This window comes from Pantoea sp. E956-1, assembly GCF_982223955.1.
The window spans coordinates 22209-42153 of sequence record NZ_CEUYZP010000013.1; the positions used below are offsets into that span (position 1 = coordinate 22209).

Annotated in this window: 19 protein-coding genes and 5 pseudogenes; 12 read left to right on the forward strand and 12 right to left on the reverse strand. The window is 50.2% G+C overall.

What is annotated here, in order from left to right:
- Positions 1–214 precede the first annotated feature (214 nt).
- The 3 genes from AC0T7J_RS22150 to AC0T7J_RS22160 all read right to left on the reverse strand — a co-directional run bounded on the left by AC0T7J_RS22150 (position 215) and on the right by AC0T7J_RS22160 (position 2285).
- Positions 215–838, reverse strand: a complete 624-nt coding sequence (locus AC0T7J_RS22150; protein ID WP_473797113.1) for a hypothetical protein — start codon at positions 836–838, stop codon at positions 215–217.
- A 202-nt stretch (positions 839–1040) separates the two neighbouring features.
- Complete coding sequence (locus AC0T7J_RS22155; RefSeq protein WP_473797386.1) at positions 1041–1388, reverse strand: cupin domain-containing protein; 348 nt, start codon at positions 1386–1388, stop codon at positions 1041–1043.
- A gap of 237 nt (positions 1389–1625) precedes the next feature.
- The gene (locus AC0T7J_RS22160; protein WP_473797116.1) at positions 1626–2285 is read right to left on the reverse strand and encodes a GntR family transcriptional regulator; all 660 of its coding nucleotides are present in this window, start codon (positions 2283–2285) and stop codon (positions 1626–1628) included.
- 169 nt (positions 2286–2454) lie between these two features.
- On the opposite strand from AC0T7J_RS22160, the gene AC0T7J_RS22165 reads away from it, so the two are divergent.
- Positions 2455–2922 (forward strand): OsmC family protein, encoded by a 468-nt coding sequence (locus AC0T7J_RS22165; RefSeq protein ID WP_473797119.1) that lies wholly within the window; start codon positions 2455–2457, stop codon positions 2920–2922.
- Positions 2923–3138: 216 nt separating this feature from the next.
- Here AC0T7J_RS22165 and AC0T7J_RS22170 read toward each other — a convergent pair whose 3' ends face one another.
- Positions 3139–3579: a GNAT family N-acetyltransferase gene (locus AC0T7J_RS22170; RefSeq protein WP_473797122.1), complete on the reverse strand. Its 441-nt coding sequence runs from the start codon at positions 3577–3579 to the stop codon at positions 3139–3141.
- Positions 3580–4145: 566 nt separating this feature from the next.
- Here AC0T7J_RS22170 and AC0T7J_RS22175 point away from each other — a divergent pair.
- Both AC0T7J_RS22175 and AC0T7J_RS22180 read left to right on the forward strand, forming a co-directional pair.
- On the forward strand, positions 4146–4754 hold the full coding sequence (locus AC0T7J_RS22175) for a dTMP kinase (protein WP_473797125.1): 609 nt from the start codon (positions 4146–4148) through the stop codon (positions 4752–4754).
- 334 nt (positions 4755–5088) lie between these two features.
- Positions 5089–6402: an NAD(P)/FAD-dependent oxidoreductase gene (locus AC0T7J_RS22180; protein WP_473797128.1), complete on the forward strand. Its 1314-nt coding sequence runs from the start codon at positions 5089–5091 to the stop codon at positions 6400–6402.
- A gap of 532 nt (positions 6403–6934) precedes the next feature.
- Here AC0T7J_RS22180 and AC0T7J_RS22185 read toward each other — a convergent pair.
- Complete coding sequence (locus AC0T7J_RS22185) at positions 6935–7681, reverse strand: NADPH-dependent F420 reductase (protein WP_473797131.1); 747 nt, start codon at positions 7679–7681, stop codon at positions 6935–6937.
- A 99-nt stretch (positions 7682–7780) separates the two neighbouring features.
- Here AC0T7J_RS22185 and AC0T7J_RS22190 point away from each other — a divergent pair, with 99 nt between their 5' ends.
- Positions 7781–8149 (forward strand): winged helix-turn-helix transcriptional regulator, encoded by a 369-nt coding sequence (locus AC0T7J_RS22190; RefSeq protein ID WP_473797134.1) that lies wholly within the window; start codon positions 7781–7783, stop codon positions 8147–8149.
- Between the two features lie 352 nt (positions 8150–8501).
- Here AC0T7J_RS22190 and AC0T7J_RS22195 read toward each other — a convergent pair whose 3' ends face one another.
- Positions 8502–9071 carry a DUF4142 domain-containing protein gene (locus tag AC0T7J_RS22195; protein ID WP_473797137.1) on the reverse strand — a complete coding sequence of 190 codons (570 nt, stop codon included), beginning with the start codon at positions 9069–9071 and terminating at the stop codon, positions 8502–8504.
- Between the two features lie 634 nt (positions 9072–9705).
- Between AC0T7J_RS22195 and AC0T7J_RS22200 the strand changes: the two are divergent.
- The 7 genes and pseudogenes from AC0T7J_RS22200 to AC0T7J_RS22230 form a co-directional block, all read left to right on the forward strand.
- Positions 9706–10888, forward strand: a pseudogene (locus AC0T7J_RS22200) (tyrosine-type recombinase/integrase); the annotation flags it as partial.
- Between the two features lie 83 nt (positions 10889–10971).
- Positions 10972–11826 (forward strand): annotated as a pseudogene (locus AC0T7J_RS22205) (YPO3983 family protein).
- Entirely contained in the window at positions 11810–12274 is a 465-nt protein-coding gene (locus tag AC0T7J_RS22210; protein ID WP_473797140.1) for a DUF943 family protein, read from the forward strand. The pseudogene AC0T7J_RS22205 and the gene AC0T7J_RS22210 overlap by 17 nt, the downstream one beginning before the upstream one ends.
- A 306-nt stretch (positions 12275–12580) precedes the next feature.
- Positions 12581–12709, forward strand: a pseudogene (locus AC0T7J_RS22215) (host cell division inhibitor Icd-like protein); the annotation flags it as partial.
- The gene (locus AC0T7J_RS22220) at positions 12702–12830 is read left to right on the forward strand and encodes a hypothetical protein (protein WP_473797143.1); all 129 of its coding nucleotides are present in this window, start codon (positions 12702–12704) and stop codon (positions 12828–12830) included. The pseudogene AC0T7J_RS22215 and the gene AC0T7J_RS22220, both read left to right, overlap by 8 nt.
- Positions 12831–12986: 156 nt before the next feature.
- Positions 12987–13211, forward strand: a complete 225-nt coding sequence (locus AC0T7J_RS22225) for a hypothetical protein (RefSeq protein WP_473797146.1) — start codon at positions 12987–12989, stop codon at positions 13209–13211.
- Positions 13171–13404, forward strand: a pseudogene (locus tag AC0T7J_RS22230) (TetR/AcrR family transcriptional regulator); the annotation flags it as partial. The gene AC0T7J_RS22225 and the pseudogene AC0T7J_RS22230, both read left to right, overlap by 41 nt.
- A gap of 89 nt (positions 13405–13493) precedes the next feature.
- Here the strand turns inward: AC0T7J_RS22230 and AC0T7J_RS22235 are convergent.
- Positions 13494–14063, reverse strand: a complete 570-nt coding sequence (locus AC0T7J_RS22235; RefSeq protein ID WP_473797149.1) for a TetR/AcrR family transcriptional regulator — start codon at positions 14061–14063, stop codon at positions 13494–13496.
- A 136-nt stretch (positions 14064–14199) separates the two neighbouring features.
- Here AC0T7J_RS22235 and AC0T7J_RS22240 point away from each other — a divergent pair, with 136 nt between their 5' ends.
- A complete protein-coding gene (locus AC0T7J_RS22240) occupies positions 14200–14925 on the forward strand; it encodes a glutathione S-transferase (protein ID WP_473797152.1) in 726 nt (241 codons plus the stop codon).
- A gap of 324 nt (positions 14926–15249) precedes the next feature.
- On the opposite strand, the gene AC0T7J_RS22245 is transcribed toward AC0T7J_RS22240, so the two are convergent.
- The 5 genes and pseudogenes from AC0T7J_RS22245 to AC0T7J_RS22265 form a co-directional block, all read right to left on the reverse strand.
- Complete coding sequence (locus tag AC0T7J_RS22245) at positions 15250–16029, reverse strand: ABC transporter ATP-binding protein (RefSeq protein WP_473797155.1); 780 nt, start codon at positions 16027–16029, stop codon at positions 15250–15252.
- Positions 16026–16712: an ABC transporter permease gene (locus AC0T7J_RS22250; RefSeq protein ID WP_473797157.1), complete on the reverse strand. Its 687-nt coding sequence runs from the start codon at positions 16710–16712 to the stop codon at positions 16026–16028. The genes AC0T7J_RS22245 and AC0T7J_RS22250 overlap by 4 nt, the downstream gene beginning before the upstream one ends.
- A gap of 9 nt (positions 16713–16721) precedes the next feature.
- Positions 16722–17446, reverse strand: a pseudogene (locus tag AC0T7J_RS22255) (ABC transporter permease).
- 6 nt (positions 17447–17452) lie between these two features.
- Positions 17453–18301: an ABC transporter substrate-binding protein gene (locus AC0T7J_RS22260; RefSeq protein WP_022624593.1), complete on the reverse strand. Its 849-nt coding sequence runs from the start codon at positions 18299–18301 to the stop codon at positions 17453–17455.
- A gap of 21 nt (positions 18302–18322) precedes the next feature.
- A complete protein-coding gene (locus AC0T7J_RS22265; RefSeq protein WP_473797160.1) occupies positions 18323–19510 on the reverse strand; it encodes a M20 metallopeptidase family protein in 1188 nt (395 codons plus the stop codon).
- Positions 19511–19945 lie beyond the last annotated feature (435 nt).

The window sequence follows — 19945 nt, forward strand, 5'->3', positions numbered from 1 at the left end:
AATTACACTCTGCCTACCAGATAATCATGGATCTTGCTCGAAATACTGTGAGTATTTTCCACTCAATAAAGAGTGCGCTTTTCTATTTTCCCCATTTACATCGGCTTTTTCGTTAAAAAACCCCAGTAGGTAATAGTATAAATTAAACCTGTAGTATCTACCCTGCCACACATGCAAAGAGCGTACTCATAATTACTTTTACTCATCCAGTAAATTACCACCCTATCGACTTGCACTGACTGAATTCAGTTTTTGGAACAATGAGCGTCATATGGTTTTCTGCCATGCACTGTTTAAAAACCTGCTCTTTGTAATGCCCCACCTGTAAACCCAGCATGGTGCCGGACCGTTCCGCTGCGTTCTTTTCGATGTAAAAGCCACAATCTTCTTTGAAATCCTGAGGATTATCGCTATGAGACATCGACCATCTCAGCTGAGCTTCAGCTGCACCAGCTGCACCAGCTGCACCAGCTGACTGATGCTGAGGGGCGACTTTTGCTGTTGTAGAGCCAGAAAAGAGTGGATTGCCCAGTAATTTCTGTGCAAAGCGTTGGTTTTCACCGGTTATATGACCGGTTTTACACAGCTGCAGATAGGCCTGCGAAAGGCGTTGCTCCTCAGCATTGGCAGCATGAGTGCATTCCTCCAGGACTTGTTCATTGGTCTTAGCCGGTTTTTTATCTGTGGATCTCCAGTAACTATTTTTAAAGTCCGGAACTGTGCCTTCAGTGGTGCCAAAAGGGCAAAGTGCACTGGCGCAACCCTGTAAAAACATGGGCACACACGTCAGCATCAGTACACGTAACAGGGGAAAAGCTTTAAAACTGTTTTTATTCATTTTATTTTCACTTTAGTCAGCTGCGGACATGGGGGTCTGAACAATGTCATTATTTTTAATGTTCCGCTTTTCGCTCATAGCGGACTATGTTCGAGGTCAGTCCGCTTTGTGCCTGAAGCAGGCATTGCAAATACTCAGGTACGTTAACACTTAGCGCGCTGGCCTTACCTTAAGACAAGCCATAGCCGTTGTTCATAATTTGTCAGAAGGATGAAGGGAGGTCAGAACGATCTCCTCGCGTCGTTGGATGCGAAATTACAATAAATTCTACGGGAAATTCAGTCTCGTTTCTGGCTTGATGCTTTGACTCCGGTGGAATTTCTAGCCCCTGCAGGGCTTTAATATTATGCATCTCACCTTCCAACTCCATTGAAAGAACACCATTGAGAACAAAGAAAAATTGTCTGGCAACGGAGTGAAAGTGTCGCTTTTCAGAAGTGCCCGGAGGCATTTTTTCATGAATAATAAGCATGTCCTGACGGTTTACCAGATACCAACCATCGCAATCGTCGCCCCAGAAATAATGCTCTGCATTTTCCTTTGAAATCATCATCCTTCTCCTGTTTAGACGTGCACTTTTATCAAGATTTCAAGAAAGTTATAGCGAGAAATGTTATCGATTCGCAACTGGTTATGCTTTTGATAAATCCATAAAGGCCTGAACGGCATCGTTCGACAAACCCAATAGCCATGAATGTATTGGCATAGCAGCATATTAACGTGACATCTATGCCCGATTTATGTCAGAAGCGGACCTGACTGCAGTTCAGTTACGCTAATTCCGGCATCAGTATGTCGCAGGGGTTTCATGGCCGAGAATATAAGATCGCAGGGTTAGGCCTGCTGAAAGAATGTGTTTGACGGTATATTCGCGCGCACCGGCTGGGTCGTTCTGCTGACAGGCGCTTAAAATATGCTCATGTTCTACCTGAAATTTAAGGGTATCCGACACTAAACGAAGTTGAAAAATCTCATATCTTTCAATCTGTTGTTGCAACTCATTTATCATCTTCAGCAGACGCTGATTTTTACACTTTCGGTACAGCAATTCATGAAACTCCCGATTATATAAACCTTGCTGTACGGGGTCCGATGTACTCTCCAGAAGTTTATGGACAAGCTCTGCTCGTTTAATCGTTTCAGAGTCGATGTACTGCATACTTTGAAAAATAGCCTCACCTTCCATCAAAGCCCGGAGCTGGTAAATTTCATCCACATCGGTGACAGAAAGTGTTTTTACTACCGCTCCACGGTTTCTGTAAACCTCAACTAAACCTTCCCGCTGAAGCTGCTGTATAGCCTCCCTCAACGGAATACGGCTGACAGAAAACCGGCTGGCAAGGTCCCTTTCAACCAGCCGAGCTCCATCCTGCAATGAACCGTTGTTAATTAAACGTCTAAGCTCCTGGGCAAGCATGTCAGCGGTTGATAGAGAAACTATGCTCATTGAGTCTACTTTTTATAAAATAAATGGTATACCATTATTCCATAAACTCAGCTTTTATGACAACCTTGTAGGCAGATGCGCTTATCATTCATTACGAATCAAGAAAAGTGGCCGATGCTTCGCAATTTTGAATGTATAGCTTCATCATTTAGAGAGGTTTGGCAAATTAATGGAACATGTTTATACGTCACATATCTCGTGGACAGGGAATTTGGGCACGGGCACATCAGGCTATAAGTCATATGCGCGGACATGGGATATCGCCATAACCGGAAAGGAAACCATTCATTGCTCAAATGACCCACTGCTGGGCGGTGACCCTGGTAAAATGAACCCTGAAGATCTCCTGATATCCTCTCTTTCGGCCTGTCATATGCTTTGGTATCTGCATCTCGCCTCAGATGCTGGCATCACTGTGCTGGATTATGAAGACTCACCGGTAGCCAAAGGTGAGGTTTTAAAAGGGGGTGCAGGTCGCTTTATTTCAGCCATACTCAGGCCAAAAATTACGGTTCAGGCCGGTATAAATCTCGATGCTGCAATGGCTATTCACCATGAAATTCATAAAGTCTGTTTTATTGCAAGATCAGTTAATTTTCCTGTTTTCTATGAACCTGAATTTATTATCAGTCATTGACCTTCCAGTTGAATACGATTCCTTAGTTATGCTTATGTCTGCTCAGTAAGAGGGAATCAGCAACACTGAGAGGCGTGTAGCTGAATCAACGTTATTAGCGAGGCAAAGACGAATAGTTTTGTGCCAGCCTGTTGTCCACTCCTCGCTCATGGTGAACCTTCCATAAGGCAGGTCTGCTGCATGGCAAAAGCGGAACCAGATGAAAGCTGTAGGAGGTCAACTTTCACGATGCTTTTCTAGCCTGATGAAAGTGCCATCCAAATTTGCTTTATTACCCCAGCCGAGTTGCATGTAAAATTTTGCCGCACGGCTGTTTTCATCGGTTTCCAGCCAGGCAATTTCGTGATGTCTGAATAACTCCTGTTCCGCAAGCATAATGAGTCTGCGACCTACACCTCTGCCTTCGTATTCAGGAAGAACAAAAAGGCCATAAAGACAGCCTTTACCCTTTAAAATCATTGAAAACCCTATAATTTCGTCGTTATCACAGGCAACCCATGCACAATGGTCATTTGCAATCATATCGCCCACGATGCTTTCAGTGATCCCCATTCTCCGCATTTCTTCTTGGCTCAGATGATTCTCGATAACAGAGGTTCGGACTGAGAAAATTCCATTAACATCAGAAAATTGTGCTGGTCTTATATTTATACTCATAAGACTTACTCCATATGTGACAAAGATAAATTTTAATGATAACGCAGTCATATCCTATAGGGAGCCACAGAACCTTCAATGAGGTGACTGCTATTTATGTTCTGCTCCTCCCTCATAACAGACAAAGATAACCACCCTGGATCACGCATTTCAGGCGCTGCCGCTGACATTGTGGAAACCGGAGATCAAAACCTCCCGACTCTCTACCCTGGTCAAAAGACAACCTTCATAAGTCGTTCTGTGCTCAGCGGCCAAACATGCCCATTAGCGTTTTCTTCATGCTCCGGACATAGAATGGCGTAAACTGCGACTTTATATGAGAATCCAGTCCGGTGTCGTTCTGACCAGGGCACATTGGAGCCACATGCTGACATCCTGTTCTATAAACTCGTGAGTCAGAACCGTTGCCAGCGTGTTTATCAGTGTCTGTTTAAAAATCATGTTCACGCTGACGTGCCTGACGGCTACAGAGAACGATGTCAGTTCAGCTATTAAAATCAGGAAAATAAGATGTTTTTACCGGATGCACGATTCACAAAAATCTTTCCTCACTTCTCATTCCTTGCATGAGTCGTCAGCTGTTTGTTTCTCTGGATGGGCCCAAGGGAACCGGTAAAACCACCCTGCTGGAGTCTGTTACGCAAAGGCTAAGGGCAGACAACAGAAAGGTGATCCGACTAAGCGAGCAAAAAAGCGATCCCTTCAGGGCAGAAACAATGGCGCTGGTTAACAGGCTCGCCAGAAATCCCTCCGTTAGTCTGGAACGGGAGATTTGTGAACGCTTTGCCGTTAGCAGAGCCTGGATTTCACAGAATGTACTCACTAAACAGCCCGGGAACGGCATTATCCTGATGGATCGCTGGTACCCGTCTGATGCCGCGTTTCGGCGGCTGGTGTCCTTTGCAGAGATTTTGCAGCGAAACATTGAGCTCAACGTGCGAGCACCAGACCTGCATGTCGGGGTGGTCACGACACCTGAGATTTCATGGGAACGAGCCGCGGCACGATCGCGTGGGCTGGGCAGTACAGTCATTCACAAACTGGAAGCGCATGTCGCTTGCACCAGAGCATTCGAGCAGGAGATGACCCATTATGGCTGGTTTTTATGCCGCAATGAAGGAACCCTTGAAGAGGCAACCATGCAGGTCATTGCTGAAATCTATAAAACGCTTTGATGCCGGACAGGCATCGGTTTCAGGGGCTGATTCTCCGTCAACATTGCCCGTTAACAGGGCGACCGGTTCCGATTCGCTCTCCCCTGTTCTTATCTCATGAATATATCGCCTTTGCAGATCACTTTTTTCGGTCTTTGACACCAGAAAATAAACCCCATAACAGTCGCGTTATAATCACTTCTTCGTGAATTCTCGCCACCTTTGGTTGTTAAACTCAAAGTCACCCATCTGAATTTTACTTGTCTGAAATCAACAATAGTCAGATTACCGCTGGCACTCATATCCCGCTTTCACTTATAAAATTGCTTTATTTTTTCAGATAAGGCACAGGGAATTGCGCTACGCATCGATACCATTTAATCATAATCAACTGGGCTGGCCTGCGGGTGAGCATTGTTTTCCACCGCAGCCCATGCTGCGAGGGGATATCACTGCCGACTGGGTTATCGTCGGCGCAGGGTTTGCAGGTGTTGCCTTTGCGCGCCGCCTGGCTGAAATTAATCCCGGCCTGAAAATCATCATCGTCGACGCGCACAGCACACGGGAAAGCGCATCGGCTCGTAATTCCGGGTTTGTTATCGGTCTGCCTCATAATATTGGCAGCTCGACCGCTGAATTAAAAAAGGCCAACGCTTACCGTAACCTGCTTCAGGAAGGCATTCGTCAGCTGGAGCAGGTTATTTCTCAGCATCATCTTCAGTGCGACTGGGAACAGGTCGGTAAATATCACTGCCAGGCTGAGCGTGGCAACGATCGTATTTTGAAAGAGTACGTCAGCCACCTCGATTTAATGGATGAGCCATGGCAGATGTCAGACAGCGAGGAGCTTTACCTTAAACTCGGCACGCGCTTTTACAGCAAAGGGATATATACACCAGGCTGTGTGCTGGTTAATCCGGCGCAGCTAATCGCCGGCCTAAACCACTCTTTACCTGAAAATGTTCAACGCTTCGATAATACGCCTGTGCTGGGGATTCGCTACGGCAGCGTGGCTGAAGTGCTGACACCGTTTGGCATCATCAAAACGCCAAAGGTGATGCTGGCCACCAATGCATTATCGCCAGAGTTGCGACCGGGACTTTCGCGTCAGGCTGCAATGGCGACCTTCGCCAGCATTACCGATCCGCTAACCGATGAACAACTGGCTACTCTGCCCCCCATGCAGAGCTGGGGGCTTACGCCGGTGAATGCGATTGCCGGTGCAACCTTCCGTTTTACCTCAGACCGCCGTTTCCTGATTCGCCAGCACGTGATACCCGCACTTAGCGGTCAGGTGAATGCCGCGCAGACCTGGAAGGCGACCCGTTTGCATCAGCGCTTATTTCATACAGTCTATCCGACCCTGGGCAGCGTAAAGATAACCCACACCTGGTCCGGCACCATCAGCGTTACGCGAAACGGCGCGCCTGAATGGGGCATGCTGAATAAATTTATCTGTACGGCGGGTGGCTGTAACGGTGCAGGCGTTTCAAAACAGACCGTGGCGGGCAGTCTGCTGGCGGATTTCATAATGAAACAGGACAACCCGCATATTGCGGATATGCTGTCGCTGGGCAAGGCCAGTTTCATGCCGCCATCGCCGGCACTGGATATCGGCATAAAACTGTCATTGATGAAAGAGCGTTATCTGGGCCGTAAAGAGGCCTGATAATCCGTAACTGTAATGGTCGATACACGTGATATTGCTGAAGTGGCGGCAACTGAACTGATAAGGCGTGACCAGGCCTGCGAAGAATTACCGGTCGAAAGGCTCAATCTAGTGGGCCAGATACGCTGACCGGACAAGAGGCAGCAGCAGCCTGGCAACAGCTTCGGGGCCGCCCGGTAATTTAGGGTGGAGATAATCCGGATGCGTTCGAAGCCAATATGGCGGAGTTTATACCACGCTGGATAGCGTATGAAATGCGGCTGATGGCTGAACGTTATGTCAGTGACGGCTGCTTCCACAGGAGGGCGACCGGGAACGTCTGGTCACCCTGCCTGGCCGCCCACTTCATACCTATCGCGACTTCATTACCGCACTCGCCGGTCAGTAATCTGGATCTCAGGCTTCAAGAAAAGCCTGTAGGGCAATGCCGTGGACAATAGATGCCTGCGCCAGCAAGCCACTATGCAAAAATATTCTCAGAACAATCCTTATCCAGATCTTCAACGCAGACAGATTATCCTTCCCGGGCGATTTAAACCGGCCAGTTTATGGCACGGTTGTTTTCGATAATATCCTGATGAGAGGGTGCATCGCCCAGCGTCGCGAAACTGGCATAAAGCTGTGGCAGTCGGGTCTGCCCTTCTCCCTTTCTGGCCAACGCCAGAGCTCGCAGCATCACGGGCGCTTCCCAGTCACAACAGTAACAAGGCGTGCAGGGCTGCTGGCGCCATGATTCAGCGATAGCGCCTGAGAATACAGGATCAAAGCCTGTGTCGTTAACGAGTGACATAGCCGTCTGCACGGCATCAGGATGATCTCCCGCTACGGCAACCGCCAGACGACCCCGACTTCCCTGCGGCTGTCCCAAATCGGCGAGCGAGTCGGCAAGAATATTATTAAAAGCTTTAACCACAGGGTGCCCGATTTGCTCCTGAACCCATTCGCTTTCGGTCTGCCCATTATCCAGTGCAGTAATCGGTGCGTCACGCAGGCCAGGATAGTAGTTGCTGGTGTCGATCACCGGGACATGGGGTGGAAGGTGATCGAAAAGTCCATCAGGCAGGCTGCTCAGTGCCGGCAGCGGAATAGAGAGAATCACGGCTTCGACGTCTGTGACCGCTCCCCTGATGTCTGTGGGTTCTGCATTAATTTCACCCGCGAAATCACGCACGCCCTCCACTCCGCGTGAATTAGCGATTTTTACCTTGTGCCCCGCTTCACTGAGCTTACGTGCCAGGGTACCACCGATATTACCTGTGCCAATGACGCCGATTTTCATATTTCGCTCCTGATTCTGGGGTGAGTGAGATACCCTACATATTCACTGAATAAACAACAAGAACCGAAAAAATAGTGGGTTACTAACCTGAAGGTAAGTATGGAAAGAGACTGGCGTTGTGATATTCCGGAGCAGCGACTGGTGTGGGCTCAGGCTACCACCGAAGCGCTGAAGATTATTGAAGGTAAATGGAAGACCATTATTATCTGTCAGCTTTTCGCCGCTAAAGGCCCGCTGCGCTTTTCAGAGCTGGAGCGCCGGATTGAGGGCGTAAATCAAAAAATGCTGATCCAGCAGCTTAAGCAACTGGAACAGGATGGCATCGTGACACGCACGGTTTATCCCGAAGTTCCACCGCGTGTTGAGTACTCACTTAGCGATCTGGGAAAAGCGCTTGGGCCATCAATGACTGCTCTGATTGACTGGGCCTTCCTGCGTCGTGAAACGCTGGGGCTTGATGGCTCCTGAAGCTCGCAATTCAACCCGGTTATACCAATGTGGCTGAGCGCAGGAAACGCTTAAAATATCTTCTCAGGCACGTGGTTTTTCTTAACATGAGTACGACAACGTGATCGTCCGCAACCAGAATATTCATCCGCTCGAAGTCGTGCTCGATCTTTTGCAGGGTGCTCATCACACGAGGGCGAGCTTTCTTCATCCGCTGATTGTGTAATGTTAGCGAGATACCTTATGACTGTAGCGCAGGGCATGGCTGGCGTAACGAGAGAGCAACGCCAGCCAATGGTGGATTATGTCGTTCTGGCTGATCCCGATGATCCCCTGACAGCGCTTGCGGATAATTCGGAACCGGCCAGCCAGGTTACATCGACATGTGCTGAGCGGACTTCAGATGCTGTTCTACAACAGGAATATGCGCCTCGGCCAGCGCCTTCACATCCGCATCCTTTATCTTCGTCGCGTCACTCTTCAACGTCGACAGCACCATCTTATGGTCCATTATTCCGGCATTTTCCATATACATTTTGTCAAAAGCACCGCCGCTCTGCTTTTCCAGCTTGTCGGCCATGGCCTTATGTTTAGCATCAGGCGCAGTCGGTAATGTCACCTCTTTTTGCTTAGCAACTGCCTGAACTTTTGTCAGGGCACTGCCATGATCTTCCACCATCTTCTGTGCAAAGGTTTTAACTTCTGCGCTTTGTGTTTTGTTCAGCGCAATTTTGGCGGCGGCAATTTCGTTGATATTGGCCTGCGCCATATCCTTCAGTGCTTTTTCATCACCAGGGCTGAGCTTGTCATTCTTTACGGTCTGCGGTGTATTCCCACCCTGCGGGGCGCTTGTCTGCATCTCAGCCTGTACGCTGGCAGTGCTGAACAGAGCGACGACGGCTGATATAGCCAGCCATCCTTTATAGCTTTTGTTATTTTTCATTTTGTACTCCTGAATATTAAGGAAAAACCGATATCAGAAAAATTCTGATCAATATTACCTGCTCCGCCTCAATGAGTTGTCATGTTTCTACCTCGCTTAAGGTGCCTTATGTAGCAGAGTTATTAAGCGTTGTAGTAATGTCAGGTAATCGCAAATATAAACAATGAATTGCAGCAGTATAAAAAAAATGAAAATGCATTCCGCCTCGCTTAAAGCCGAATTTTTTTCTATTAAAAGCAAAGGTTTCATCATGAAATTTATACAAAACATCAAAACTCAGTACAGCTTTTCTTTGATTATTTTGAGAAAATTCTTAAAATTGCTGTGCAGTTGTGGGCCGTTTAATGCTGGATAATAATTTACAGGTGACATAATTAATGTGATGAGGTTTAACTCCTGTTATCTCCTTACTTCGCTTTAAATGTCCTGGTTCAGATTATTGAGTGATTTTGCATGCCGTCACATGCAATCGCAAAAAACCAATATAGCCCGCTAAATGCGGGCTTTTTAATTTTCATACTGTCGCATATGGTTGCATCACATCACCTATTTTCTTTGTACCCAAGGTTGTACCCAAAGCATTTTTAACGATCCAGTTTGGGTACAAAGCATTATTCAATATTCAGGTGGCACTATGGCAAAGCTGACAGATATTCAGATACGGGCATGGATTAAGGCAGGAGAATGGTTTGAAGGACGCTCAGACGGTCATGGTCTTTATCTGCGCTACCGGGCAGGGGATAAAGTCCCTGTATGGCGCTTCCGGTATCAGTACGCCGGAAAGTCGCAAGTTATGCTGATTAGTTCTTATGGAGAAATGTCATTAGCCAAAGCAAGAGAGACAGCTAAAGAGCTTTCTGCCCGTGTTGCCCTCGGGCTTTGACGTGGCCGGGGAAAAGCAGGCACGCAAAGCTGACGCGCTGGAGAAAATAGAGCAGGAGAAAAACGCGCTCCGGGTATCAGAATTAGCCGCCGAGTATTTTGATCGGCAAATCCCTGGGCGGTGGAAACATCCCGATATTCTGCGCCGCCGCATTGACAAGGACATAAACCCCAATATAGGCCATCTCAAGATAGAGGACGTTCGCCCCGACACATCGACGATATGTTGCAGAAGATTGTCTCTCGCGGAGCACCTACCATCGCCAATGACGTACTACGCTGGACTCGCCGTATCTTTGACTACGGTATAAAACGACATATGCTGGAGATTAACCCCACCGGTGCTTTTGAAGTTGCCGATGCTTGTGGGCAGGAGAAAAGCCGGGAGCGCTGGTTAACCCGCGAGGAACTTATTCAGTTTTTCCAGGCTATATGCATGGCTAAAGGGTTCAGCCGTGAGAACGAACTCACCATGAAGCTGATACTCTGCCTGTGTTGTCGAAAAATGAAGCTTTGTGGCGCTCCGTGGAGCGAATTCGATTCAGATGGGGCTGTGTGGCACTTACCCACAGAATGCGCTAAGAACGGCGATGCTATCGATATTCCGCTACCACCGCCTGCGGTTTGAATGGCTCAGAGAATTACACAGTTTTTCCGGCAACAGTAAATGGGTACTCCCTGCCCGGAAGATGCAGCACCGCATGATCCCCCATATTCAAGAAAGCACCCTGCCGGCGGTTCTGGCAAAAGTACGCCTTGAAATGCCAGGCGTACCCAACGCCACTATTCATGACTTCCGGCGCACTGGTCGCACCCATTTAGCGGCGCTGGGGGTGGATGCCATTGTTGCCGAGCGCTGCCTGAATCACCGTATCAAGGGCGTGGAAGGTATCTATAACCGCCATCAGTATTTTGATGAACGCCGGGCAGGGCTGTACAACATTTACACTCTGACATTTCACCGCGTATTATTCCCTGTGAAGACCTCAAAGGACGATAACACAAGGAACGTATCACGATGGCCGCACTACAGTTTCCCTGCGCCATATTCAAAACCCAAAACCGGATGGACGACTACGGCGCTAAAGATATGCGCTGCGGCGACTTAACCGAAGCACAGTTAAAATCCCAGTACCGGCTGGATTACATTTCTGACCGGATTGATCCCTGGACGCTTACCCGGCGTTCCTCAATGGATCGCCCTCAGTCCATGTTCTGCTGTAATCTGCGTGGCCAGGGTGAATAGATTACCCGACAGCAGTGCGCCGCAATGCTGTTTGACGAGTTCAGCTCGTTATCACGCAAATTTTCCCTTTACGGGCCTTACAGTCACCTGATCGAAAAGATGATTACTCACATGCAGAACGGCAACGGTACGCCCTTGCAGGATATGTCGTTGAACAGTGCATTGAAGGAGCATATTCTTAATGATAGATCTGAAAAAAACAGTACTCGTATTTTGTTAGAAAAAGTATTGCAAGAAAAACTTGACTGGAAAAATAGAATTTATGCTGTTGCTCAAAAAGATGATTTAAGGACTGCTATATCTCGTGGAAAACTCCCTAAATTTGACCGCTTTCAGGATAATTTCAACGGTATGGGAATCAGCGTGCATGATACCTGGGCAACACATATCACATTAAAATCACTACATATTGAAAATGATTGCTACCGGGCAGTGGTGCATTACAAAGTACAGGACCACTTTGGCCTCGACAGCGATGATATTCTGAAAACAAAATTCAGCCAGTTTCATTTCTTCCGCATCTGGTTTGTTCTCCAGCGGTATGATCAGTTTGGTTTCAAGCCATTTATGACCAATATGGAAGCAACCGTAGAAATCACAGGGGGGCGCAATGAAAGTAATAAATAAAAAAGCTTTGATTCTATTTTTCCTGGCTTTTTGTGTTTTACTGGGTTATTGGATTTGGCTCTGTTTACGTCCTGTAGAGATTGTCGCGGTTCATCAGGAAAATAACTATAGCGATGTTTTAGTTAGAAGCTTCCCTCAGACAGATAAAGGGAAAATAATCTGGTGGCTAGAAAATAAAAACATGTTGAAAGAAAAATATGGTATTCCAAAGCCTGACCCAGATGGTTCTTTCGTAGTTGTATTTTGGTATTTTGGCGATGGTTATAAAGAAACAGATGGATATGACAATCTTTGTTTCAACGATATGAAACCACCGATGAATTGTATAGAAAAAAACTCTCTCCTTATGGTAAGGAACAGTGAAAATACAGGGAGTTATTTTGTTCTGGATAGTGGAACATATCGTATGAATAATAAAGGGGATATAGTAAAGAACAAATCGGATTAGATCCGCTCCCCTCGCGTAGAGACTGCAATAAAATCATCAGCGCGGCCCAACCGTGCATCAGCAAAGCGGAAGTAGCAAAATATTCAGGAGGCTATCTCGACGGTGAGAAAAGCGGCAACGCCTTACCGCCTGCCTCACACCCTTTTAGTAAGGCGATTGCGTGGATGGCGAACGTAGCAAATGAGTGATTTATCACGCTATTTGATTATTACCCCCTTCCGCTGGCAACCAAACATCTTGGCTGTGAAGAAATAGAGTTACTTGTACTTGCTCATGCAGGGATGATCACCTTCTGTTTATCGCGCTGACCGACAGGCCAGACCCTGCCAGATCATTGAGGCCACCAGCGAACGCGAAGCGCGTAAAGCTTTTGCACCTCACTACATCCTTTCCCTTGCCGCCGTTCTGCCTGTACAGGAGGTGCGCCATGCATGAGCGCGACATTCTGGACGTGTACACCAACCCTAAAGACATTTTGCGCCCGATTGCCGCAGCGCTTGAAGCTGCGCAGTTCATCGTACTAGCCAGAACGGGAAAGATCTGGCTGCTGACCTGATCGCCTGGGCGCATGAAACTGCTGCTCACGCAGAAACAGCACATCGCGGGCATGGGGAGGAAAATGCTTAACCTCAATACCTGAAATCTTTTCACGTTACCGCTGAACGGTGGTGCAGCGGAGACAGCGCAAGACGATCTGCGCCTGCTGGCCTCTGTGGGTGACGAGGCTCGAAACGACTATCTGCGCGGCGTAAGCGCCTTAGGCAATCTGCTTTTCTGGGCTTGTGAAAACCCCAACTACACCGGCCATAAAGCCGATCTGCCAGCGCTGGGCGCGTTCCTGAAACATACCGCTAATATGGCGCGTGCCGCCGAGTTCATGGCGGGGAATCTTGAAGCAATGGCCCAGCCAGAACAGCTGCCTGGAAGCGACGCGTGAAACGATTACCCGTCTTATCGACAGCGGGATAATGAAGCCGGTCGACGCCGATGCCGCCGCTCATCTGCTAAACAGCGCGGCGCTGAATGCCGCACTGTGGGTCGCTTCCAGCAGCGAGCCGGAAAAGGCGCTGCCGAAGATGATCGACGTGTTCATACAGCTGGCCGGCGGCTTGCGCCATACTGCGATTTAACCCTGAATGTTCACCGCTGCTTACACTGATAACCCTGAAGCTCTGAGTGCTGACGCCTGCAACTCTTGCAGGCACGGTGTCGTTTTAATTCAGTGTGACAGCGGAATCAGGCCGCTCTCCTGATAGGTCGCAATCAGGTTATCAAATATTGTTATATCCTGGCGTGTGCGGGCTATTAACTGCGCGCCTGCAACTGCGGTGTAGATTGCCAGCGCACGCTGCGCATTTTTCTCCGGGTTATCGGGCGACTTTTCGCAAAGGACCTCTGTCAGCCAGTCAACGTTCGCATCGACGAAACACTGAACCTCACGCTTCACTTCCTCGGGCAGATCGTCATATTCCGCCGCCATAAAGCTGGAGAGACAGAGCCGGTTGGCATCTTCAAGCGACTTGCGGAAAATCTGCGGATAGCGCTGCAAGGCCGCATCCGGTGAGGCACTTTGCTCGCGGATGGTCTTTAAATCCTCAGCCGTATCCTGCCAGTATCGGTTGGCGACCGCGGCACCCAGATTGGCCTTACTGGCAAAGTGATAATAGATACTGGCATTCTTGATGCCTACTTCGTCAGCGATACTGCGAAAATTAATCCCGTTATAGCCATGATTCTGGGCAGCACTTTTTGCTGCCGCCAGAATGGCTTCACGCGCGTTCAGGCTCATCACTCAGTTTTCCTTCATGAGGTGGAGACGCATTATAAGGGGAAAATAATTACCTGCCAACTGGTAGACAGGGATTGACAACAGAAAAGTTCAGCACCACAATTTACCTACCAATTGACAGGTAGGTAACTTAATCATGACTGATATCCACAATGCATCTGCAGTTACGTCACTCCCCGCGATGAAGATTTATGACTGGTATGATGGCCCTTATCCTGCACGGGTCAGGATTGCCCTGGCGGAAAAGGGATTACTTTCTGAGGTCGAATTTATTCCGGTCAACCTGTGGAAAGGTGAGCATAAAAAACCTGAATTTTTAGCAATCAATTATTCCGGAACCCTGCCGGTTTTAGCGCTGAATGACGGATCGCTGATCGCTGAATGCACCGCCATTACGCAATATCTCGATGTGCTGGATGACACCCCGCTTCTGACAGGCGTCACGCCGGTAGAAAAAGGCGTAATCCATATGATGACCAAACGGGCTGAGATCGAATTTCTTGATGCGGTCAGCGTCTATTTTCATCATGCCACCGCAGGGCTGGGGCCGGAGGTGGAGCTCTATCAGAATCCGGAATGGGGTGCGAAGATGCGTGTAAAGGCCATCAGAGGGATGCACTACTTTGACGGCGTTCTACGCTCGCAGCCTTATGTCGCGGGCAATACGTTTTCGATGGCGGATATCGCCGTAACTGGAGGAATGATTTTCGCGGCTTTGGTGAATCTTGCTGTTCCTGACGAGTGTCGCGCCCTGAAAGCGTGGTATGCAAAAATCCAGAGCCGTCCCAGCTATCAGCAATGGCAGGCGATGGTTGAAGCGGGCCGCCCTGCTGCTGCTGGATCGTCTCAGGACCGGGCGTGAGATCGCGCTGATCGTTCTGGATAACGTGGTCTGGCTGCTATTAAAAAACCCGGAAAATCTTCCTGATGCTGATCAATTAAGATTAGATTTGTAAAGGCTGTCACGGTCAAACGTGGCAGCTTTTTTTCCGGGCGGGCGAGCCGCAGTGCGGACTTGAGCACCTCTCGTGCCCTTTTTAACAATACATACTGAAGTTTCAGAGCAAGCCGGCACCAGACTACGTTATCACCTGTCGCTTAACTGACTGGCATCAGGAAAATATTCCGGGGTTTTCTGATCTCAACACAAGAAATCTCAGCGCGTCAGCCTTATCAGAATGCCGCTTCAGCCTGTATTGCGCTCAAAGTGGCTGTTCACAAAGGTGCGGCAGCGTGGCGAGATCGGATCGAGGAACACCTGTTCCGGCGAACCGGACTCCTCAATCATACCCTGATGCAGAAACACCGCTTTGTTCGACACGTCACGTGCAAAGCCCATTTCATGGGTGACGATAATCATCGTACGTCCCTCTTCCGCCAGACTGCGGATTACCCGCAATACTTCGCCCACCAGCTCCGGATCCAGCGCGGAAGTTGGCTCATCGAACAGTATCGCTTTCGGCTGCTGCGCCAGCGCTCGCGCAATCGCCACACGCTGCTGCTGTCCCCCTGACAACTGTGACGGCCAGGCGTCGCGTTTTGCATAGAGTCCCACTTTATGAAGCAGCGCCTCTGCTTCTTCAATCGCCTCTTTATGGCTGCGCTTCTGCACATGAACCGGCGCTTCAATGATGTTCTGCATCACCGTTTTATGCGGCCACAAATTGAAACTCTGAAACACAAAGCCGAGCTGCATTCGCATCAGCTTAATGCGACGGCGCTGCTCGCGGCTCAGTTTTTCGTCGGCGTTATCCAGCGTGACGTTTATCTCACCGACCGCAATTTCGCCCGCCTGCGGCACTTCAAGAAACGGGATGCAGCGTAACAGCGTACTTTTGCCCGACCCACTGGCACCAATCAGCGAAATCACATCGCCATCCTGCGCGGTCAGGCTGATGTCGTGCAGCACTTCGTGTCCCGCATAACTCTTTTTGAGATGACTCAGCATGATGGTCGGTGCGGTCATGATCGTGCTCCAAAATAGTAAGGTGATAAGCGTCGTTCCAGCATCGATACCCCTTTGCTGACCAGCATGGTGAGTATCAGGTAGATCACCGCCGCGCTCAGGAACACCTCCAGCGCCCGGAAAGTGGAAGAGACTATCGAGTCGGCAATGCCGGTCATCTCCATCAGGCTGATAGTGCTGACCAGCGACGTCGCTTTAATCATTGAGATGATTTCATTGCTGTAGGCCGGTAATGCCTGTCGAATCGCAATCGGTAAGGTGATGCGGGTAAAGATCTTATACGACGACATGCCCGAGACTTTAGCGGCCTCCAGCGACTGCTGACTCACCGCGCGCAACCCGCCGCGCAGGATTTCTGAGGTGTAGGCGGCATCATTGAGGATCAGCGCCAGCAAGCCGCACCAGTAGGGATCGCGCAGCAGTGGCCAGAACAGGCTTTCCCGCACCGCCGGTAAACTGCCAAGGCCGTAATAGACCATAAAGATCTGGATCAGCAGCGGCGTACCGCGAAACAGCCAGACATAGAAGCGACAAAAAACGCTGCCGACACGCGTCATGCGCAGCAGGTTAAGCAGCAGCGCCAGCACGCCGCCGCCCAGCAGTGAGAGCAGCGCCAGGTTGATGGTCAGCGGCAAACCTTTCAGCAGCGCCAGCAGCGTCTGCTGTAAAAACATGATATCCACGTGGACTCCTTACCCCTTCACGCGCTGTTGACCGCGCATCGCAAACTTTTCCACGTAGCGGAAAACCATATCGGAACAGGTGGTGATAATCAGGTAGATCACGGCACCCACGCTGTAAAAGAAAAAGGACATCTGGGTGGAGTTGGCTGCGGTGGAGACCTGATTCATCGTTTCCACCAGCCCGGTGACCGAGACCAGCGCCGACTCCTTGATCACCGATTGCCACTGGTTACCCATGCCGGGCAGCGCGGTGCGTAATGCCTGCGGCACGATAATGCGGCGAAACATCATCAGCCGTCCCATGCCGGTCACCGTCGCCGCTTCCAGCGTTCCGCCGGGAATGGCATAAAATGCGCCACGAAATACGCCGCTCTGATACGCACCGGAGATCAGCCCGATGGCATCGCACCCGCCACAAAGCCGTTCACATCGAACGGTCCCTGGAAGCCCAGCGCGGTGCCCACGGTGGAGACCACCTGTCGTCCACCGAAGTAGAAGAGGTAGATCACCAGCAGTTCCGGCACGCCGCGAAACAGAGTGATGTAGCCTGCCGCCAGTCGCTGCTGCCAGCGTGAACCGGCAATCTGCATCCAGCAGAGCACGCTGCCCAGCAACGCACCCAGCAGCCAGGCGCATAACGACACGCTGACGGTGACGGCGGCGGCGTTAAGCAGCACGCCACCCCAGCCCTCATCACCGAAGCCCAGTATCTGCCAGTCAATATTCATCAGCATAAGCGGTTACGCTTTCGGCGCGACATCTTCGCCAAACCATTTGATTGACAGTTTGCTCAGCGTCCCATCTTTGATCATCGAGTCCAGCGCCTGATTCAGCACCTGCTGCAGCTCACTGTTGCCTTTACGCAGACCAATCGCCGAGCCTGCGCCGAGCACGCCACCGGAGAAGCCATAGCCGCTGCTGCTGATCGCCTCAGCATGTTTTTTCACAAAGGCGTTGAGGTTGGTACGAGACGCCATGACGGCATCCACCCGGCCATTCATCAGGTCGGCGAAGGTTTCAGGACCCGCCTGATAGGTGCGGATTGTGGCAACATCGCCCAGGTATTTCTGCAGGAAATCCGCCTGAATGGTGGCGACCTGAACCGCAATGGTTTTCCCTTTGAAGGTGGTTTTCAGATCGTCGATCGCTTTTTTCATACCGGCGTCATCATCCGCCGTCACAATCGTGCCGCTGCCTGGCAGCGTGGCCAGCGGGCTTTTTTTCGCAGTCACAAAGCTGGAGACGCTGACGGTGTACTGATGGGTAAAATCGATCGCTTCTGCCCGTTTTGGCGTTACGGTCACCGCATCGATCACCGCATCATATTTACCGTCGATAAGACCCGGGATCATGCCCGACCATTTCTGGGCGATGATTTCATATTTAAAGCCAGCACGTTTAGCCAGCTCCGCCACCATATCCGGCTCATAGCCGACGATTTTGCCGCTCGGTGTGGTCTGGTTGAACGGAGGATAAGCCGCTTCAGTCGCAAACTTCAGGGTGCCGAAATCTTTCGCCTGGCTGAACGCGGAAGTGGCGAGCAGCGCCACGGTCAGAGAAGCCGTGAACAGGCGGTTACGCATCATCATATAAACCTCATTTATTTATTATTAAGAGAGTAAATCAATTGCAAGGCGGGTCAGCGCCTGCGTCCCGGCGGTAATGCTGCGTTCGTCCGGCTGATAGTCGGAGTTATGCAGGTGATCGTCACGGCCCGGCGTGGCCGATCCAATATGAATCTGGCAGCCCGGTACCCGTTCCGTGAACAGTGAAAAATCTTCGGCACCAAAGCTGGCGCTGGGCTGCGCGATGATGGGCTTATCAAACTGTTGCGACAGAATCCGTTCCAGTGAATCGATCAGGCGATCGTCATTCATCAGCGGCGGCACGCCACGCTGGAAGTTAACCTCCACCCGCACGTTTTGCGCCAGCGCCACCCCTTCACACATCCGTTTAAACGAGGTTTCCATAGCAGCGCGAACTTCCGGCGACTTAGTACGGATGGTGCCCTGAAACAGGCAGCTATCGGGAATGATATTATGGGTAGTACCCCCCTGAATGTGCCCGATGGTTAACACGGCGGAGTGAGCGGGATCGCGCTCACGCGAGATAATAGTTTGCAACTGGCTGATGAGGTGCACGGTCGCGATGATCGGATCGGTGCCCATGTGCGGACGTGCCGCGTGCGTCGATACACCCTGTACCGTAACGTCGAATTCGTCGCTGGAGGCGGTGCTGGCCCCGCGCGTCAGGGCGACTTCCCCCGCAGCGAGTTCAGGCTTGTTATGCAGGGTTACGGCCCAGTCGATGCCATCTGCCGCGCCGTCCACAATCATCGCCTCAGCCCCACTTTCTGGCGTCTCTTCCGCGGGCTGGAATATCAGCCGGACCCGGCCTTTGAGCTGCTGACGATAGTGCGGCAGGATCGTTGCCACACCCAGCATCGTTGCAGTGTGAATATCATGACCACAGGCGTGCATTTTTCCGGGATAACGGCTGGCAAACGGTAAACCGGTCTGCTCATGGATTGGCAGCGCGTCCATGTCGGCGCGCAACAGCAGCGTCTTACCCGGCTCTGCGCCGTCGATATCCACCACAACACCGCTGCGGCCAACGCCGGTGCGGGGATTGAGTCCCAGCGCCTGCAGATAGTCTGTGACCAGACTGGCAGTGCGCAGCGTATCAAAACCTAATTCCGGATGCGCATGGATATCACGTCGAATCGCCACTAACTGCGATTCAAGTTCATTAACTCTGGCTTTTATTTCCCCGGCCAGTCGTGCTTTTTCCTGATTCATAGCAGCCCCGGCAATATGCGATCGGCACTCTGCTGCCGACCACTATTTTAATCTCATCCTGATGGCGGACGTTGATGACCGTTTATTTATTCACAGCACGCGACAGAAAGCAACGCGCAACAGCGTGCTCTACATACTTAAAAATCAATAAGATAGTGTTATTTATTGGAAACCTGTATGAGATAACAGCGGATCAGCAATAATATTAATAATCCGCCACGCGACATTACTTTCCCTACTGTCACTGAGCTGATATTTCGCTTTTAACCGGAGAGGGAATAAAGAAGTCTGCCAGTATTTCCGCTAATTTCTCGGATTGTTCGTCGGGAATAAAATGGCCGCAGTTGAGAACAGTTTCACTGCTTACCTGATGTGCCGTCGTCTTTTCTCAGAGCCTGAAATTTGCGCCCTTCACACCAAATGGTTATAGTTAAA

What these genes read in the sequence shown, in the direction of transcription:
- AC0T7J_RS22150 (WP_473797113.1), bottom strand. Translation starts at nt 838, where the DNA reads ATGAATAAAAACAGTTTTAAAGCTTTTCCCCTGTTACGTGTACTGATG.
- AC0T7J_RS22155 (WP_473797386.1), bottom strand. Translation starts at nt 1,388, where the DNA reads ATGATTTCAAAGGAAAATGCAGAGCATTATTTCTGGGGCGACGATTGC.
- AC0T7J_RS22160 (WP_473797116.1), bottom strand. Translation starts at nt 2,285, where the DNA reads ATGAGCATAGTTTCTCTATCAACCGCTGACATGCTTGCCCAGGAGCTT.
- AC0T7J_RS22165 (WP_473797119.1), top strand. Translation starts at nt 2,455, where the DNA reads ATGGAACATGTTTATACGTCACATATCTCGTGGACAGGGAATTTGGGC.
- AC0T7J_RS22170 (WP_473797122.1), bottom strand. Translation starts at nt 3,579, where the DNA reads ATGAGTATAAATATAAGACCAGCACAATTTTCTGATGTTAATGGAATT.
- AC0T7J_RS22175 (WP_473797125.1), top strand. Translation starts at nt 4,146, where the DNA reads ATGAGTCGTCAGCTGTTTGTTTCTCTGGATGGGCCCAAGGGAACCGGT.
- AC0T7J_RS22185 (WP_473797131.1), bottom strand. Translation starts at nt 7,681, where the DNA reads ATGAAAATCGGCGTCATTGGCACAGGTAATATCGGTGGTACCCTGGCA.
- AC0T7J_RS22190 (WP_473797134.1), top strand. Translation starts at nt 7,781, where the DNA reads ATGGAAAGAGACTGGCGTTGTGATATTCCGGAGCAGCGACTGGTGTGG.
- AC0T7J_RS22195 (WP_473797137.1), bottom strand. Translation starts at nt 9,071, where the DNA reads ATGAAAAATAACAAAAGCTATAAAGGATGGCTGGCTATATCAGCCGTC.
- AC0T7J_RS22210 (WP_473797140.1), top strand. Translation starts at nt 11,810, where the DNA reads ATGAAAGTAATAAATAAAAAAGCTTTGATTCTATTTTTCCTGGCTTTT.
- AC0T7J_RS22220 (WP_473797143.1), top strand. Translation starts at nt 12,702, where the DNA reads ATGCATGAGCGCGACATTCTGGACGTGTACACCAACCCTAAAGACATT.
- AC0T7J_RS22235 (WP_473797149.1), bottom strand. Translation starts at nt 14,063, where the DNA reads ATGAGCCTGAACGCGCGTGAAGCCATTCTGGCGGCAGCAAAAAGTGCT.
- AC0T7J_RS22240 (WP_473797152.1), top strand. Translation starts at nt 14,200, where the DNA reads ATGACTGATATCCACAATGCATCTGCAGTTACGTCACTCCCCGCGATG.
- AC0T7J_RS22245 (WP_473797155.1), bottom strand. Translation starts at nt 16,029, where the DNA reads ATGACCGCACCGACCATCATGCTGAGTCATCTCAAAAAGAGTTATGCG.
- AC0T7J_RS22260 (WP_022624593.1), bottom strand. Translation starts at nt 18,301, where the DNA reads ATGATGATGCGTAACCGCCTGTTCACGGCTTCTCTGACCGTGGCGCTG.
- AC0T7J_RS22265 (WP_473797160.1), bottom strand. Translation starts at nt 19,510, where the DNA reads ATGAATCAGGAAAAAGCACGACTGGCCGGGGAAATAAAAGCCAGAGTT.